A 15,426-nucleotide genomic window follows, 5' to 3' on the forward strand; every position below is an offset into this window, starting at 1 on the left:
ATGCAGTGTACTTCACCGCTGCGCGGTTGTCCTTGATGCTAAATCACGCCAAAAAACCACAAGTGACTCAAATCACAATTCACGAAAATAGATAAAATTAAATATTGCCTGAATAACACAATCTATTCATGATTTTGTGTAACCGGTTTCTCATCGACGTTTCATCACTGACGATCGTTCAGGCGAGCGAGCGGCAAAATAAAACGTACCCTACTGATAAAACAGGATAAAAATCCTATGTCCAAGAATTATGCAGCGCTGGCGCGCGCCGTGGTGACGGCTCTGGGCGGCGTCGACAACATCACCGCAGTGACACACTGCATGACGCGTCTGCGTTTCGTCGTGAAAGATGACGCGCGGGTCGACAGCGCCACGCTCAAAACTCTCAGCGGTGTACTCGGCGTGGTTCGCAGCGACAACCAGTGTCAGGTCATCATCGGCAATACCGTCTCCCAGGCGTATCGGGAAGTCGTTAGCCTGCTGCCGGGCGATATGCAACCAGCAGAACCCGTCGGCAAACCGAAGCTGACGCTCAGACGCATTGGCGCGGGGATCCTTGATGCGCTGATCGGCACCATGTCACCGCTGATCCCGGCGATTATCGGCGGATCGATGCTCAAACTGTTGGCGATGATCCTTGAAATGACCGGCGTGCTGGAAAAAGGCTCTTCCACCTTAACGATCCTGACCGTGATCGGCGATGGCGCCTTCTTCTTCCTGCCGTTAATGGTAGCTGCCTCGGCGGCGATTAAATTCAAAACCAACATGTCGCTGGCAATCGCCATTGCCGGGGTGCTGGTGCATCCGAGCTTTATCGATCTGATGGCGAAAGCGGCACAGGGCGAGCACGTTGAATTCGCGCTGATCCCGGTCACCGCGGTGAAATATACCTATACGGTTATTCCGGCGCTGGTCATGACATGGTGTTTGTCGTATATCGAACGCTGGGTGGATCACATTACGCCCGCGGTCACCAAAAACTTCCTGAAACCCATGCTGATCGTACTGATCGCCGCACCGCTTGCCATCGTCCTGATTGGGCCAATTGGCATCTGGATCGGTAGCGCAATTTCCGCGCTGGTCTATACCATTCACGGCTATCTCGGCTGGCTGTCTGTCGCCATTATGGGCGCACTGTGGCCGCTGCTGGTGATGACCGGGATGCACCGCGTCTTTACGCCGACCATCATCCAGACCATCGCCGAAACGGGTAAAGAAGGGATGGTAATGCCGTCCGAAATTGGTGCCAACCTGTCGCTCGGCGGCTCCTCGCTGGCGGTTGCCTGGAAAACGAAAAACCCGGAACTGCGCCAGACCGCACTGGCAGCGGCGGCCTCGGCCATCATGGCGGGGATTTCAGAACCCGCCCTCTACGGTGTGGCGGTACGCCTGAAACGTCCGCTGATTGCGAGTCTTATCAGCGGCTTCATCTGTGGCGCCGTCGCTGGTATGGCCGGGCTCGCCAGCCACTCAATGGCGGCACCGGGCCTGTTTACCAGCGTTCAGTTTTTCGATCCGGCCAACCCAATGACCATCGTCTGGGTGTTCGGCGTCATGGCGCTGGCGGTCGTGTTGTCGTTTGTCCTGACGCTGCTGCTGGGCTTTGAGGATATCCCCGTCGAGGATGCGGCCGCACAGGCACGAAAAAACCAGGCGGCGCAACCGTCCGCGGTAAAAAGCGCCAGCGTCTGACTGTTATTCACTGAGGTTTACTATGGCTGTATTTCCGCAAGGATTTTTATGGGGCGGCGCACTGGCCGCCAACCAGTCTGAAGGGGCATACCGGGAAGGCGGCAAAGGGCTGACCACCGTCGATATGATCCCGCACGGCGAGCATCGCATGCCGGTCAAACTGGGACTGGAGAAACGTTTCCAACTGCGGAATGACGAATTCTATCCAAGCCATCAGGCGATCGATTTTTACCATCGCTATAAAGACGATATCGCCCTGATGGCGGAAATGGGCTTCACCGTCTTTCGTACCTCGATTGCCTGGAGCCGCCTCTATCCCAACGGCGACGAACTGACGCCAAACGAGGAAGGCATTGCGTTCTATCGCGCGGTGTTTGCCGAGTGCAAAAAGTACGGTATTGAACCGCTGGTGACGTTGTGCCACTTCGATGTGCCGATGCATCTGGTCACCGAATACGGCTCCTGGCGTAACCGCAAGATGGTGGATTTTTTCACTCGCTATGCACGCACCTGTTTTGAAGCCTTCGATGGTCTGGTGAAATACTGGCTGACCTTCAATGAAATCAACATCATGCTGCACAGCCCGTTCTCCGGCGCGGGGCTGGTGTTTGAAGAGGGGGAAAATCAGGATCAGGTGAAATATCAGGCCGCGCACCACGAGCTGATTGCCAGCGCGCTGGCGACGAAAATCGCCCATGAGGTAAACCCGCAGAACCAGGTGGGTTGTATGCTGGCAGGGGGAAATTTTTATCCATACTCCTGTAAACCGGAAGATGTCTGGACGGCGCTGGAAAAAGATCGTGAAAACCTGTTCTTCATTGACGTGCAGGCGCGCGGGGCGTATCCGGCTTACTCTACCCGCGTGTTCCGCGAGAAAGGCGTGGTGATAGAGAAAACCCCGGAAGATGATGCCATCCTGAAAAATACCGTCGATTTTGTCTCCTTCAGCTATTACGCGTCGCGCTGCGCGTCGGCTGAGATGAATACAAAGAACACCAGTGCCGCAAACGTGGTGAAGTCACTTCGCAACCCGTACCTTCAGGTAAGCGACTGGGGTTGGGGAATAGACCCGCTTGGCCTGCGCATCACAATGAACATGATGTACGACCGCTATCAGAAACCGCTGTTTCTGGTGGAAAACGGTCTTGGGGCAAAAGATGAAATCGATGCCGACGGCAACATTAATGACGATTATCGCATCAGCTATCTGCGCGAACATATCCGGGCCATGGCTGACGCCATTGAGGATGGCGTGCCGCTGATGGGTTACACCACCTGGGGCTGTATTGATCTGGTGGCCGCGTCAACGGGGGAAATGAGCAAACGATATGGATTCGTCTATGTCGACCGCGATGATGCCGGAAACGGTACGCTTGCACGAACCCGTAAAAAATCATTCTGGTGGTATAAAAAAGTGATCGCCAGCAACGGACAGGATCTGGCGTAAACAAGATGCCGGATGGCGCTCTCGCTGTCCGGCCTCTACCGGTCTTCCCTCCCTTTCCCGTTACATCATTTGCATTCTGTTTCCGCTATCTCCCTTCCAGTTTCCGGTTTGCCCTTCCCCTCTTTTACTGGCATTTTATACAGGTATATTCTTCTACCCGTGGGCAACAAGGAATCGTTTATGACTATTGAGACTGACAGTCCTGAAGTCGCTATCAGCAGGCCCTTTCGTCGTTTAAAGGTGAGCTATGTCAGAAAGCGCCATGAAGATCCAAAAACCGGCAACACGCGCCGCTATAGCCGGCATGCATCGTTAACCATTAACGGCGACTGGCTGGAACAGGCCGGTTTTCCTACCGGCACCATCGTCAATGTGGCGGTGATGCAGGGGAAATTAGTGATTGAACAGGTGAAAGAAGAACGGGCCGGATGAGGCCAAACCGTCATCCGGCATGAACATCACGACGCGTCCAGTTCCGCGAAACCGCCGTGGCCTTCCCAACCGTCGAGACGCAGGTAAACGGTGTCGACGGCATCCTTAATCGACTGGGTCATGGGATAATAAAATCCGACAATATCCGGCTGAATACCGAGGAAGATCACCTCACCGACGTCTTCTTTGAGCTGATCGACCAGATAGTTCAGCGGCATATTATGGGTCGTCATCATGAACATTTCGGCGATATCGTCAGGATCAATGATGCGGATTTCGCCGGGATTCAGCCCCATATCGGTAGCATCCACGATCAGCAGACGATCCGGGCGCAGTTCACGAATGGCCACGATATCATTTTCCGGCGCACTGCCTCCGTCGATGACCACCCAGTTGCCCTTCGCCTGCGCCGTACATTTTTCTGCCAGCAGCGGACCCGCGCCGTCATCCCCCATCATGCTGTTGCCAACACACAGTAAAACGTCAGTCACGATGTCTCCTCACCATCAGGTAGATGGCGCTCTCCTGGTGAATATCGTGCAGCATGCCGAGCATCTGTTTACTCCATGCCTGCTGCTCCGGAGTTTGTACGACAAGCGCCCGATCGAACGCGTGCGCCAGCATTTGCACATGGTTAAAATCGATGACGATCTCCCCGTACTTCGGCACCCCTTCCATCTTTCGACGGGCCTCGCTCCCCTCTTCCAGCGTGGCAATCCACGTCAGATAGGCGTCCCACGGGCAGGTCAACGCCGCTTCAAGACAGTCGATGATCCCAAGATGATGGCCAATCGCCAGGCTGTAATAGACAACCTGCTGCGCCTCTGCGGGTGCCGCATTGTTCTCATCAATAAACTTACGGCTCAGTTGACTGAACACCACCGTTTCACTCATCGGATACGCGCCTCTTCAACAACCTGATTCAGATGCGAAACGATCTCAGTGAGACGTGGGTCGCTTTCCGCTTCCAGCCAGCGCGCCACCTGATGTTCACCCTGACCTAACTGTCGCAGGTAGTCATCAGCAATCTGTCGCCCGTAGCGATAGCCCGCCAGACGACGTGCTTCGCGATCAATCTTCACGCGCAGTGGTTGCACCATTTCCGGGTGCAGAATTTCCGCAGGCTGTTCATCCAACTCGCCTGGGGCGCGAGCATGAATTTTCTGCTCCAGCAGGCCCAGCGCCATCGCGAAACCGTACAGCGTAGCCGCAGGCGTCGGCGGGCATCCTGGAATATACACATCCACCGGCACAATTTTGTCGGTGCCGCCCCAGACGCAGTACAGGTCGTGGAAGATGCCACCGCTGTTACCGCAAGCGCCGTAAGAGATACAGATTTTCGGATCGGGCGCTGACTGCCAGGCACGCAGCGCCGGAGAGCGCATCGCGCGGGTGACCGCGCCGGTGAACAGCAGAATGTCCGCATGACGCGGCGACGGTACGACTTTGATACCGAAGCGTTCGGCATCGAACAGCGGTGACAACGTTGCAAAAATTTCAATTTCGCAACCGTTACAGCCGCCGCAGTCCACGCGGTAAACATACGCTGAACGCTTGATGTTTTTCAGCAATGACGCCTTCATGCTGGCGATGGACTCATCCACCGTCATCGGTACCGGAATACCGTTTGCGTCACGCGGGCCTAATAAATTGCTCATCAGCTGGCCTCTTTCATATGGCGAGTCAGTTCAATACGGTCGGACGGCACCAGGCACTTCTGGCGCTTGCAGTCCGGGCAGGTCTCAAAGCTTTCGCGGTGATGCTCCGCGCGGCTGTCGCCGTTGTGCCTGAGCAGCGCAATGGCGTAATCAATCTCTTTCTGGACGGCGAAAGGACGATGGCACACGCGACAGTTGCACAGCGCAAAACGAGACTGCTGGAGGAAATCTTCTTTCTTCCACACCGCCAGTTCGTACTCCTGCGAAAGCTTGATCGCCGCCGTCGGGCACACTTCTTCGCAGCGGGCGCAGAAAATGCAGCGCCCAAGGTTGAACTGCCAGGCCAGTTCGCCGCTGGCCAGATCGGTTTCCACCGTCAGCGCATTCGACGGACAGGCATTCACGCAGGCCGCGCAGCCAATACACTGCTGCGGATAATGCTCCGGCTTGCCGCGGAAATTTTTATCAACCGCAATCGGCTCCAGCGGATAAGACGAAGTTGGCGCACCGGTTTTGATGACTTTTTTGATAAAGGTAAACATGGCGATTCCTTATTTCAGCGGCGAGTTTTTACGCTCAATGCTGTAGCGCTCAAGTTCTTTATATGGCACGACTTTGCTCTTCTTCTTACGCACATCCACCACGGTCATGCGGTCGGTACAAGAGTAGCAAGGGTCAAGGCTACCGATAATCAGCGGTGCATCAGAAACGGTGTTGCCGCGCAGCATATAGCGCAGAGTTGGCCAGTTGGCATAAGTCGCCGCACGACAGCGCCAGCGGTACAGCTTCTGGTTGTCGCCGGTCATACTCCAGTGGATATCATCACCGCGCGGCGCTTCGGAGAAGCCCAGAGCAAAGCGATGCGGAATGTAGGTAAAGCCTTCTACCATCAGCGGACCGCCCGGCAGGTTGTCCAGACCGAAGTCGATCATATTCAGCGCGGTATACACTTCGTTGATACGCACCTTCAGGCGCGAGATAACATCACAACCCTGTTCGCTGTGAACCGTCATCGGCAGCAGGCCGTAACCGACAAACGGGTGATCGGCGCGGGTGTCACGGGCGTGACCGCTGGCGCGAACCATCGGCCCAACGTTACTGAAATCACGCGCGATTTCCGGATCCAGACGACCAATACCCACGGTGCGCTGTTCCATGTTCGGTGTGCTGAGTAACATATCCACCAGTTCCTGCACGTCGCGACGCATCTGCTGCGCCAGTTGGCGGGTCTGGATCATGTCCTCTTTCAGCAGATCGCGACGAATCCCGCCGATCAGGTTCAGACCGTAGGTTTTACGCGCCCCGGTCAGGATCTCCGCCATCTTCATGGAGGTTTCACGCACGCGGAAGAACTGCATAAAACCGGAGTCGAAGCCGGTGAAATGACAGGCCAGACCGAGGTTCAGCAGGTGGGAGTGCAGACGCTCCACCTCCAGCAGAATGGCGCGGATCATCTGCGCGCGTTCCGGCACCACAATGCCCATCGCGTTTTCAACCGAAGTGGTGTACGCGGTGCTGTGGGCAAAGCCGCAGATACCGCAGACGCGATCCGACAGGAAGGTGACTTCGTTGTAACCCATCCGGGTTTCCGCCAGTTTCTCCATGCCGCGGTGGACATAGAACAGGCGATAATCGGCGTCGATAATATTTTCGCCGTCAACGAACAGGCGGAAGTGTCCCGGCTCATCCGAAGTGACGTGCAGCGGGCCAATCGGCACCACGTTGTTTTTCTTGTCACCCAGTTCGTTGATGAACTGATAAGTCTCAGCGTCGGTGGTCGGTGCCGGGCGCTGACGGTAATCCATGCTGTCTTTACGCAGCGGATAGAGTTCATCCGGCCAGTCATCCGGTAACACCAGACGGCGTTCGTCCGGCAAACCGACCGGGATCAGACCGTACATATCGCGCACTTCGCGCTCGCCCCACACCGCCGCAGGCACGCGCGGCGTAACGGACGGGTATTCCGGCTTGTTCGGGTCGACCTCAACACGCACCGTTACCCAGCATTTGGTACCCTGCTCCATCGACAGCACGTAGTACACGGCGTAGTGACCGCACAACTGGCGTTCATCGTTGCCGAACAGCACAGAGAGCCACCCGCCCTGCTTGTAGTACAGGAATTCGACCACTTCCGGCAGATAATTAACCTTCACGGTGATCGTCAGCTGATCCCGGGTCTGACAGGCTTCGTCCAGCACCACGCCAGGAAACGCCTGGTGCAGTGCAGCAAGGTATTGTTGACCTAATTTTTCTTCAGACATGCTCAAACTCTCTTAAATCACGCCACCAGCAAGGAGACGAACGCTAAAAACGCAAACCCAAAACCGGCCCAGGTCACGCGTGAAGTGGCGCAAAAACGCAGACGCGCCATGCTGTTTTCGAACAGGGCAATCACCAGCACGCCGACGAGCAGCTTGACGACGGCAATCACCAGCGCCAGCAGCAGTCCACCCATGCTGAACGCTTCCATCTGTCCCCACGGCAGGAACACGCCGACAAACATTTGCAGTACCACCAGCTGTTTCAGGCTAATGCCCCACTTCAGCACCGCAAAACCGCTGCCGCTGTATTCGGTCAACGGTCCTTCCTGCAACTCCTGTTCCGCTTCCGCCAGATCGAACGGCAGTTTGCCCATTTCGATAAAGGTGGCGAAGGCGCAGGCGCACAGCGCCAGAATCAGCGGAATACTGCGGGCCGTCGGCCAGTGGTAGATCGTATCGGTGATATTGCTGATATGGGTGGAACCGGCCACCTGCGCGGCGACCCACAAACCCAGCAGCAGGATCGGCTCAACCAGCACGCCGAGCATCGCTTCACGGCTGGCACCGATCGCGGTGAACGGGCTACCGGTATCCAGACCGGCAATGGAAAAGAAGAAACGGGCGATGGCGAACAGGTAAATCAGGGTTATCAAATCGCCCAGTTGCGGCAGCGGAGAGCCAACGGTCACCACCGGCAGCGCGGTCGCGATAGTCAGCATCACGCCGACCATCACAAACGGCGTCAGGCGAAAGACCCACCCGGCGTCCGCTGGCGCGACGCTCTGGCGGCCCAGCAGTTTGATAATGTCACGATATTCCTGCAATACGCCCGGACCGCGGCGATTGTGCAGACGGGCACGTGCCACGCGGGTCACGCCGGATAGCAGCGGCGCGGCGGCAAACAACACCAGCGCCTGAACTAACGGATATAAAACACTCATTCTCAGGCTCCTCGTGAAACCACAATCACCACCAGCACGGCCAGCTCAATCAGCGCCAGACGACGGAACAGAACCGGCACAGCCGCGCTCTGCCAGCCCGGAACCCACGCTACCGGGTTAAGCCACTTCCGCAGTTTGAGGACCGGAGCAAAAGCTTCCTTCACCGGCATCGCGAAACCGTGCGCGGTAATGACCATTGACTGCTCGTGATCGTAACCGCAGACCCATGCCGTACCGCGTGAACGCGACGGCAGACGGTTGCCTTTGAACATCGCCATGAGGATGAACGGCAACAGCGGACAGGCTATCAGCAGCAGTGTGATCATCGGCTGCGAAACGGTGGTATTGGCGGTTTCCAGCGGCAGAGGGACGGCGGTCGCCAGCAGCGGCAGCAGCCACGGCGCGGCAACACCACCCAGCACACAGCAAATCGCCAGCGCCACGACGCTGATGCCCATCAGGATCGGCGCACAGCAGGCGTTTTCCGCCTCTTTCGTGCGCGGCGCGCCGAGGAAGGTGACGCCATACACTTTCGCCATACACATCACCGCCAGCGCACCGGTGATCGCCAGTCCAACCGCCAGTAATGGTCCCAGCAGACGACCAATAAACGCGCCGCTGTTGCCCAGTTTGAAGAAAGACTGATAGATAACCCACTCACCGGCGAAGCCGTTCAGCGGCGGCAGTGCGGCCATCGCCATCAGCCCGACCAACATAGCGATAGAAATCACCGGCATGCGTTTGCCGATGCCGCCCAGCTTTTCGATATCGCGATGTCCGGTACGAAACCAGATGCTGCCCGCACCGAGGAACAGTACGCTTTTGAACAGGCTGTGGTTCACCAGGTGGTAGAGACCGCCGGTCAGGCCAAGGGCAATCAGCGCCGGTTGATTGAGGGCAATCCCGGTCACACCTGCGCCCAGACCGAGCAGAATAATGCCGATGTTCTCCAGGGTGTGATACGCCAGCAGACGCTGAATATTGTGCTCCATCAGCGCATACAGGCCGCCGACAAACGCGGTGATCATGCCGAGTATCAGCAGCAGCACGCCCCACCACAGCGGCGCATTACCGCCAATCAGCGATAAAGAGAGAATACCCAGCAGACCGACCTTCATCACCACGGTGGAGAACAGGGCGGCAGCAGGTGCGCTGGCATTCGCATGTGCCTGTGGTACCCAGCCGTGCAGTGGAATGATCCCCGCCAGCAGACCAAAGCCCGCCACGCCGAGCAGCCAGATGTCGGAGCCCAGCGGCAGTTCCTGCGTGCGCAGATCGAGCAGACGCAGCTCCAGGGTGCCATAGCGCTGCCACACCAGATAGCAGGCAATCGCCAGCAGCAGCGTACCAAGACGTCCCAGCGCAAACCACAGCTTGCCTTCTTTGCTACAAACGGTCAGGAACACGGCGCACAGCGCCATAATTTCCGCCATCACCACCAGCGTGCCGAGATTACTGGCAGCAACGGCGCACACCGCCGCCGCCATCAGCAAATTCACCAGCAGGCCGTTCGCTTTGACCTGCGGATGGCGATGCCAGTCGATGTTGTACAGGCTGACGAACAGCCCGCACAGCCCTAACGTAATCAGCCAGATGGCATTCAGCGGGGTGATTTGCACGCCGTGACCGATAAACGGCATCACGCCGCTCACGGCGACAGCGTTGATCAGTACGGTGAAACCCGCCGCCGCGGTGCACAGACTGCCAACCGCGCCGCCCACGCCAGCGACCCAGCCGCTCAGCGCTTTATGAAAAGAAAACAGAAATGCCAGGACGGCGGCGGCGGCAAACCAGGCCACGCCGCTTACGATCAGTGAAATTGCGCTCATTTTGCATCCCCACTCTGAGCCTGCTGAAACAAGGAGAGATCGCCGAAGTCGGTATTAAACGTCAGCTCACGTTTGCGCTTGCTGGCGCGGGCGATATCCATGTTGTTCACCAGATGCAAGGCTTTGGTTGGACACATCCGCACGCAAGCCGGGCCTTGTTCATCAAAGCTGCACAGGTCGCATTTCACCGCAATGGCGCGCACGCCCGGAACCCAGTCCAGCAGTGTGCTGACGCGAGCCGGTGCCGGTGGTGCAGGCGGGGCTTTCGGAGTATTGGCATTGGCCGGGATATGCAGCGGACGGCTGCCGGAAAATTCGATCGCGCCAAACGGACAGGCGATGCCGCACAGTTTGCAGCTCACGCACAAGCTTTCATTGAGCTGCACAGCGCCATCCACCCGGTTAATGGCGTTGACCGGACATACGGTGGCGCAGGGGGCATCTTCACAGTGGTGGCAAAGCTGCGGCGCAGATTCTTTTTCATTCAGCATCACTTTCAGGCGCGGCATAGACTGCAGGCCGTGCTGGCGATGCGTCTCTGAACAGGCGGCCTCACAGGTGTGGCAGCCGATACAGAGCGTGGAGTCAGCAATTACAAAACGATTCACCAGGCATTCCTCAGGTGATAGTCATTTTTGACGAAAACATGCCGATGAAATGTCAGTATCGACACTTATCGACACGTCTGTCCCTCAAATCGTCGTGACAACCGATGACACGACGTCACAACGCAAAGCGCCGCGTTCAGGCCGCCGGGTTTTGTCCCGCCACCAGTTGGCTCAGATTGATCGGCGATCCGCTCTCAACGGCGGTATACAGTCGGTCATAGACGCTGGAGATTTTATCGAGATAGTGTTCCAGCACCTGCTCGCGGTCACGGTTGCTGACCCGCTCGTCCACTTTGCCGTCAATGCTCAATTGCGCCTGTGCAATCCGTTGTTTATCTTCGCCATCTTTTGTTTCGACGTAATACTCGATGGTGTGGCTGTTGAAGCCATCCGCCATCGTGACGGTGATACGAAAGTGTTCGAACAGCACGAAGCAGAGATCTTTATCCGGCGCGCAGCTCATCGCATGATGCAGACGCGCTTTCGACAGGGTGATCCCCTGAACCAGCGAGTTACAGTAAATATGCCACTGGTCCTGTAGGCGACGATGCCGCTGCGCGATGTAATCGGCTTTTTCGCTTATTTCCCAAATAGTCATGTCAGGTTACCCGTTTAACAGAGATAGCCTGCCATAAGCATTTTCCATGCCAGTTTTTAACTAATTGTTTTTTCATGAATTTAAAAATAAATGACGGATGTCGACGTCCAGATGACATGTCATTTCGTCATCATCGTCATCGGCTAACGCACGCAATTTTCAGGCTGGCATAGTTATTGCTTAACCCTGCCCATCACATCGGGAGGCGACATGCACGAAATTACCCTTTGCCAGCGGGCGCTGGAATTGATCGAACAACAGGCCGTCGCGCACGGCGCAAAACGGATAACTGGGGTCTGGCTCAAAATTGGCGCATTTTCTTGCGTAGAAACCAGCGCTCTCTCCTTTTGTTTTGATCTGGTATGCCGTGGCACCGTTGCGGAAGGTTGTAAACTGCACCTCGAGGAACAAGAAGCCGAATGCTGGTGTGAATCCTGTCAGCAATACGTCACCTTACTCACCCAGCGCGTACGCCGTTGTCCGCAATGCAACAGCGACACGCTACAGATCGTGGCTGATGACGGATTACAGATTCGACGAATAGAAATAGATCAGGAGTGAGCGATGTGTACAACATGTGGTTGCGCTGAAGGCAACCTTTATATAGAGGGTGATGAGCATAACCCTCATTCCGCGTTTCGCAGCGCGCCTTTTGCCCCGGCAGCTCGCCCGGCGCTGAATATTACTGGCATCAAAACGTCCGAATTCACCCCGAGCCAGACTGAAGAAGGCGATCTGCACTACGGTCACGGTGAAGCCGGAACCCACGCGCCAGGTATGAGCCAGCGTCGTATGCTGGAAGTGGAAATCGACGTGCTGGATAAGAACAACCGGCTGGCTGAGCGCAACCGCGCCCGCTTCGCCGCGCGACAGCAGTTGGTGCTCAACCTCGTCTCCAGTCCAGGCTCCGGTAAAACGACCCTGCTCACCGAAACGTTGATGAAGCTGAAAGACAGCGTGCCGTGTGCCGTTATTGAAGGCGACCAGCAGACGGTCAACGATGCGGCGCGCATTCGTGCCACCGGCACGCCGGCCATTCAGGTCAACACCGGCAAAGGCTGTCACCTTGACGCGCAGATGATTGCCGATGCCGCGCCGCGTCTGCCGCTGGCAGACCACGGTATTCTGTTTATCGAAAACGTCGGCAATCTCGTCTGCCCGGCGAGCTTTGATCTCGGCGAACGCCATAAAGTGGCAGTGCTTTCTGTCACTGAAGGCGAAGACAAGCCGCTGAAATACCCGCATATGTTCGCTGCCGCCTCGCTGATGCTGCTCAACAAAGTCGACCTGCTGCCGTACCTGAATTTCGACGTTGAGAAGTGCATTGCCAGCGCCCGGGAAGTCAACCCGGACATCGAGATCATCCTGATTTCCGCCACCAGCGGCGAAGGGATGGATCTGTGGCTGAACTGGCTGGAGGCACAGCGATGTGCATAGGCGTTCCCGGCCAAATCCGCACCATTGAAGGTAACCTGGCGAAAGTCGACGTTTGCGGTATTCAGCGCGACGTCGATCTGACGCTGGTCGGCAGTTGCGATGAGCACGGTGAACCCCGTCTGAACCAGTGGGTACTGGTCCACGTCGGTTTTGCTATGAGCGTGATTAACGAAGCCGAAGCGCGCGACACGCTTGATGCGCTCCAGAACATGTTTGATGTTGAGCCGGATGTCGGCGCTCTGCTGTATGGCGAGGAAAAATAATGCGTTTTGTTGACGAATACCGCGCGCCGGAACAGGTGATGCAACTGATTGAGCACCTGCGTGAACGCGCCGCGCATCTGCCATACACCGCCGAACGTCCGCTGCGCATCATGGAAGTCTGCGGCGGTCACACGCACGCGATCTTTAAATTTGGTCTTGACCAGTTGCTCCCTGAAAACGTGGAATTTATCCACGGCCCGGGCTGTCCGGTCTGCGTGCTGCCGATGGGGCGTATCGACAGTTGCGTGGAAATTGCCAGCCATCCGGAGGTGATTTTCTGTACCTTTGGCGACGCCATGCGCGTGCCGGGGAAACAGGGTTCGCTGTTGCAGGCGAAAGCACGCGGCGCGGACATTCGCATCGTCTACTCGCCGATGGATGCGCTCAAACTGGCGCAGGAAAACCCGACGCGCAAAGTCGTTTTCTTCGGTCTCGGCTTTGAAACCACCATGCCGACGACCGCCATTACCCTGCAACAGGCGAAACTGCGCGACGTGCAGAACTTTTACTTCTTCTGCCAGCACATCACGCTCATTCCGACCCTGCGCAGTCTGCTGGAACAGCCCGACAACGGCATCGACGCGTTCCTCGCGCCAGGCCATGTCAGCATGGTTATCGGCACTGAAGCCTATCATTTTATTGCCAGTGAATTTCATCGTCCGCTGGTGGTCGCAGGATTCGAACCCCTTGATCTACTGCAAGGCGTCCTGATGCTGGTTGAGCAGAAAATAGCGGCCCACAGTCAGGTCGAAAATCAGTACCGCCGCGTGGTGCCCGATGCCGGTAACCTGTTGGCGCAACAGGCTATTGCCGAGGTATTTTGCGTTACTGGCGACAGTGAGTGGCGCGGCCTGGGGGTGATTGAATCGTCCGGTGTGCATTTGACGCCCGATTACCAGCGTTTTGATGCCGAAGCGCATTTCCGCCCGGCCCCCCAACAGGTTTACGACGATCCGCGTGCCCGCTGCGGCGAAGTGCTGACCGGGAAATGTAAACCGCATCAGTGCCCGCTGTTTGGCAAGACCTGTAATCCAGAGACCGCCTTCGGCGCGCTGATGGTCTCTTCAGAAGGCGCATGCGCCGCCTGGTATCAGTATCGTCAGCAGGAGTGTGAAGCATGAACAGCGTACAACTCGCCCACGGCAGTGGCGGTCAGGCCATGCAGCAGCTGATTAACAGCCTGTTTATGGAAGCCTTTGCCAACCCGTGGCTGGCGGAACAAGAAGATCAGGCGCGGCTTGAACTGGCGCAACTGGTCGCTGAAGGCGATCGGTTAGCCTTCTCCACTGACAGCTATGTCATTGATCCGCTGTTCTTCCCCGGCGGTAATATCGGCAAGCTGGCGATCTGCGGTACCGCCAACGACGTCGCCGTCAGCGGCGCGATCCCTCGCTATCTCTCCTGCGGTTTTATCCTCGAAGAAGGACTGCCGATGGAGACGCTGAAAAGCGTGGTGAGCAGCATGGCCGCCACCGCGCGCGAGGCTAACATTGCAATCGTCACCGGCGATACCAAAGTCGTTCAGCGCGGCGCGGCGGACAAACTGTTTATTAACACCGCGGGCATGGGGGCGATCCCGGCCAATATTCACTGGGGCGCACAAACCCTGAGTGCAGGTGATGTACTGCTGGTCAGCGGGACGCTGGGCGATCACGGGGCAACCATTCTTAATCTGCGTGAACAACTGGGGCTGGATGGTGAACTGGTCAGCGATTGCGCGGTATTGACACCGCTGATTCAGTCGCTGCGCGATATTCCCGGCGTGAAAGCTCTGCGCGACGCGACGCGTGGCGGCGTGAACGCGGTCGCCCACGAGTTTGCTGCTGCCAGTGGTTGCGGGATTGAGCTGTCCGAATCCGCAATTCCCGTGAAGCCCGCCGTTCGTGGAGTCTGTGAACTGTTGGGTCTGGATGCGCTTAATTTCGCTAACGAAGGCAAGCTGGTGATTGCGGTTAAACGTCAGGCGGCAGAGCAGGTGTTGGCTGCCTTGCATGCCCATCCGCTGGGGCGCGATGCGGCACTGATTGGCGACGTCGTCGAACGTAAAGGTGTGCGTCTGGCCGGTCTTTACGGCGTGAAGCGCACACTGGATTTACCGCATGCCGAACCTCTGCCGCGTATTTGTTAATTCTGTAATTATGCCGGATGGCGGCTTCGCCTTATCCGGCCTACACACGCTTTTGAACCGTAGGCCGGATAAGGCTATTTTGCCGCCATCCGGCGGAAGTCGAGTATATCTATCTATAATTTAGTTTCTTTT

Annotated in this window: 17 protein-coding genes; 8 read left to right on the forward strand and 9 right to left on the reverse strand. The window is 56.9% G+C overall.

Annotation, left to right across the window (positions count from 1 at the left end):
- The first annotated feature begins 237 nt into the window (after positions 1-237).
- The 3 genes from ascF to QQZ17_RS00435 all read left to right on the forward strand — a co-directional run bounded on the left by ascF (position 238) and on the right by QQZ17_RS00435 (position 3,571).
- Complete coding sequence (ascF, locus tag QQZ17_RS00425; protein WP_152402538.1) at positions 238-1,692, forward strand: PTS cellobiose/arbutin/salicin transporter subunit IIBC; 1,455 nt, start codon at positions 238-240, stop codon at positions 1,690-1,692.
- A gap of 22 nt (positions 1,693-1,714) precedes the next feature.
- On the forward strand, positions 1,715-3,139 hold the full coding sequence (locus QQZ17_RS00430) for a 6-phospho-beta-glucosidase (RefSeq protein WP_152402536.1): 1,425 nt from the start codon (positions 1,715-1,717) through the stop codon (positions 3,137-3,139).
- A gap of 180 nt (positions 3,140-3,319) precedes the next feature.
- Entirely contained in the window at positions 3,320-3,571 is a 252-nt protein-coding gene (locus QQZ17_RS00435) for a SymE family type I addiction module toxin (protein ID WP_152402534.1), read from the forward strand.
- Between the two features lie 26 nt (positions 3,572-3,597).
- Here the strand turns inward: QQZ17_RS00435 and hycI are convergent, their stop codons facing one another.
- The 9 genes from hycI to hycA form a co-directional block, all read right to left on the reverse strand.
- Entirely contained in the window at positions 3,598-4,062 is a 465-nt protein-coding gene (gene hycI / locus QQZ17_RS00440) for a hydrogenase maturation peptidase HycI (protein ID WP_152402532.1), read from the reverse strand.
- Positions 4,055-4,465: a formate hydrogenlyase maturation HycH family protein gene (locus QQZ17_RS00445; protein ID WP_152402530.1), complete on the reverse strand. Its 411-nt coding sequence runs from the start codon at positions 4,463-4,465 to the stop codon at positions 4,055-4,057. The genes hycI and QQZ17_RS00445 overlap by 8 nt, the downstream gene beginning before the upstream one ends.
- Positions 4,462-5,229 carry a formate hydrogenlyase subunit HycG gene (hycG, locus tag QQZ17_RS00450; RefSeq protein WP_152402528.1) on the reverse strand — a complete coding sequence of 256 codons (768 nt, stop codon included), beginning with the start codon at positions 5,227-5,229 and terminating at the stop codon, positions 4,462-4,464. Before hycG ends, QQZ17_RS00445 begins: the two co-directional genes overlap by 4 nt.
- Positions 5,229-5,771, reverse strand: coding sequence for a formate hydrogenlyase complex iron-sulfur subunit (locus QQZ17_RS00455; RefSeq protein ID WP_152402526.1), 543 nt, complete (start codon positions 5,769-5,771; stop codon positions 5,229-5,231). The genes hycG and QQZ17_RS00455 overlap by 1 nt, the downstream gene beginning before the upstream one ends.
- A gap of 9 nt (positions 5,772-5,780) precedes the next feature.
- Entirely contained in the window at positions 5,781-7,490 is a 1,710-nt protein-coding gene (gene hycE, locus QQZ17_RS00460) for a formate hydrogenlyase subunit HycE (protein ID WP_152402523.1), read from the reverse strand.
- Positions 7,491-7,507: 17 nt separating this feature from the next.
- Entirely contained in the window at positions 7,508-8,431 is a 924-nt protein-coding gene (locus tag QQZ17_RS00465; protein WP_152402521.1) for a respiratory chain complex I subunit 1 family protein, read from the reverse strand.
- Positions 8,432-8,433: 2 nt separating this feature from the next.
- Entirely contained in the window at positions 8,434-10,260 is a 1,827-nt protein-coding gene (hycC, locus tag QQZ17_RS00470; protein WP_152402519.1) for a formate hydrogenlyase subunit 3, read from the reverse strand.
- Positions 10,257-10,868, reverse strand: coding sequence for a formate hydrogenlyase subunit HycB (hycB, locus tag QQZ17_RS00475; protein WP_125370070.1), 612 nt, complete (start codon positions 10,866-10,868; stop codon positions 10,257-10,259). The genes hycC and hycB overlap by 4 nt, the downstream gene beginning before the upstream one ends.
- Before the next feature lie 136 nt (positions 10,869-11,004).
- A complete protein-coding gene (gene hycA / locus QQZ17_RS00480) occupies positions 11,005-11,466 on the reverse strand; it encodes a formate hydrogenlyase regulator HycA (protein ID WP_152402517.1) in 462 nt (153 codons plus the stop codon).
- A 210-nt stretch (positions 11,467-11,676) separates the two neighbouring features.
- Between hycA and hypA the strand changes: the two genes are divergently transcribed.
- From hypA to hypE, 5 genes are read left to right on the forward strand one after another with little or no spacing between them, the layout of a single operon-like run.
- A complete protein-coding gene (gene hypA, locus QQZ17_RS00485; protein WP_042322631.1) occupies positions 11,677-12,027 on the forward strand; it encodes a hydrogenase maturation nickel metallochaperone HypA in 351 nt (116 codons plus the stop codon).
- 3 nt (positions 12,028-12,030) lie between these two features.
- Positions 12,031-12,903: a hydrogenase nickel incorporation protein HypB gene (hypB, locus tag QQZ17_RS00490; protein WP_152402515.1), complete on the forward strand. Its 873-nt coding sequence runs from the start codon at positions 12,031-12,033 to the stop codon at positions 12,901-12,903.
- Positions 12,894-13,166 carry a HypC/HybG/HupF family hydrogenase formation chaperone gene (locus tag QQZ17_RS00495; RefSeq protein ID WP_152406267.1) on the forward strand — a complete coding sequence of 91 codons (273 nt, stop codon included), beginning with the start codon at positions 12,894-12,896 and terminating at the stop codon, positions 13,164-13,166. The genes hypB and QQZ17_RS00495 overlap by 10 nt, the downstream gene beginning before the upstream one ends.
- On the forward strand, positions 13,166-14,287 hold the full coding sequence (gene hypD / locus QQZ17_RS00500; RefSeq protein WP_152402514.1) for a hydrogenase formation protein HypD: 1,122 nt from the start codon (positions 13,166-13,168) through the stop codon (positions 14,285-14,287). The genes QQZ17_RS00495 and hypD overlap by 1 nt, the downstream gene beginning before the upstream one ends.
- Positions 14,284-15,294 carry a hydrogenase maturation carbamoyl dehydratase HypE gene (gene hypE / locus QQZ17_RS00505; RefSeq protein WP_152402512.1) on the forward strand — a complete coding sequence of 337 codons (1,011 nt, stop codon included), beginning with the start codon at positions 14,284-14,286 and terminating at the stop codon, positions 15,292-15,294. Before hypD ends, hypE begins: the two co-directional genes overlap by 4 nt.
- Positions 15,295-15,426: the final 132 nt, after the last annotated feature.

Source organism: Citrobacter sp. T1.2D-1 (assembly GCF_950098555.1).
Lineage (GTDB): Bacteria > Pseudomonadota > Gammaproteobacteria > Enterobacterales > Enterobacteriaceae > Citrobacter_A > Citrobacter_A telavivensis.

Bases quoted from the DNA above. Each gene is read 5' to 3' on its own strand.
- QQZ17_RS00445 (WP_152402530.1), bottom strand. From the start codon at position 4,465: ATGAGTGAAACGGTGGTGTTCAGTCAACTGAGCCGTAAGTTTATTGAT.
- hypD (WP_152402514.1), top strand. From the start codon at position 13,166: ATGCGTTTTGTTGACGAATACCGCGCGCCGGAACAGGTGATGCAACTG.
- QQZ17_RS00495 (WP_152406267.1), top strand. From the start codon at position 12,894: ATGTGCATAGGCGTTCCCGGCCAAATCCGCACCATTGAAGGTAACCTG.
- ascF (WP_152402538.1), top strand. From the start codon at position 238: ATGTCCAAGAATTATGCAGCGCTGGCGCGCGCCGTGGTGACGGCTCTG.
- QQZ17_RS00430 (WP_152402536.1), top strand. From the start codon at position 1,715: ATGGCTGTATTTCCGCAAGGATTTTTATGGGGCGGCGCACTGGCCGCC.
- QQZ17_RS00455 (WP_152402526.1), bottom strand. From the start codon at position 5,771: ATGTTTACCTTTATCAAAAAAGTCATCAAAACCGGTGCGCCAACTTCG.
- hypB (WP_152402515.1), top strand. From the start codon at position 12,031: ATGTGTACAACATGTGGTTGCGCTGAAGGCAACCTTTATATAGAGGGT.
- QQZ17_RS00435 (WP_152402534.1), top strand. From the start codon at position 3,320: ATGACTATTGAGACTGACAGTCCTGAAGTCGCTATCAGCAGGCCCTTT.
- hypA (WP_042322631.1), top strand. From the start codon at position 11,677: ATGCACGAAATTACCCTTTGCCAGCGGGCGCTGGAATTGATCGAACAA.
- QQZ17_RS00465 (WP_152402521.1), bottom strand. From the start codon at position 8,431: ATGAGTGTTTTATATCCGTTAGTTCAGGCGCTGGTGTTGTTTGCCGCC.
- hycG (WP_152402528.1), bottom strand. From the start codon at position 5,229: ATGAGCAATTTATTAGGCCCGCGTGACGCAAACGGTATTCCGGTACCG.
- hycC (WP_152402519.1), bottom strand. From the start codon at position 10,260: ATGAGCGCAATTTCACTGATCGTAAGCGGCGTGGCCTGGTTTGCCGCC.
- hypE (WP_152402512.1), top strand. From the start codon at position 14,284: ATGAACAGCGTACAACTCGCCCACGGCAGTGGCGGTCAGGCCATGCAG.
- hycA (WP_152402517.1), bottom strand. From the start codon at position 11,466: ATGACTATTTGGGAAATAAGCGAAAAAGCCGATTACATCGCGCAGCGG.
- hycE (WP_152402523.1), bottom strand. From the start codon at position 7,490: ATGTCTGAAGAAAAATTAGGTCAACAATACCTTGCTGCACTGCACCAG.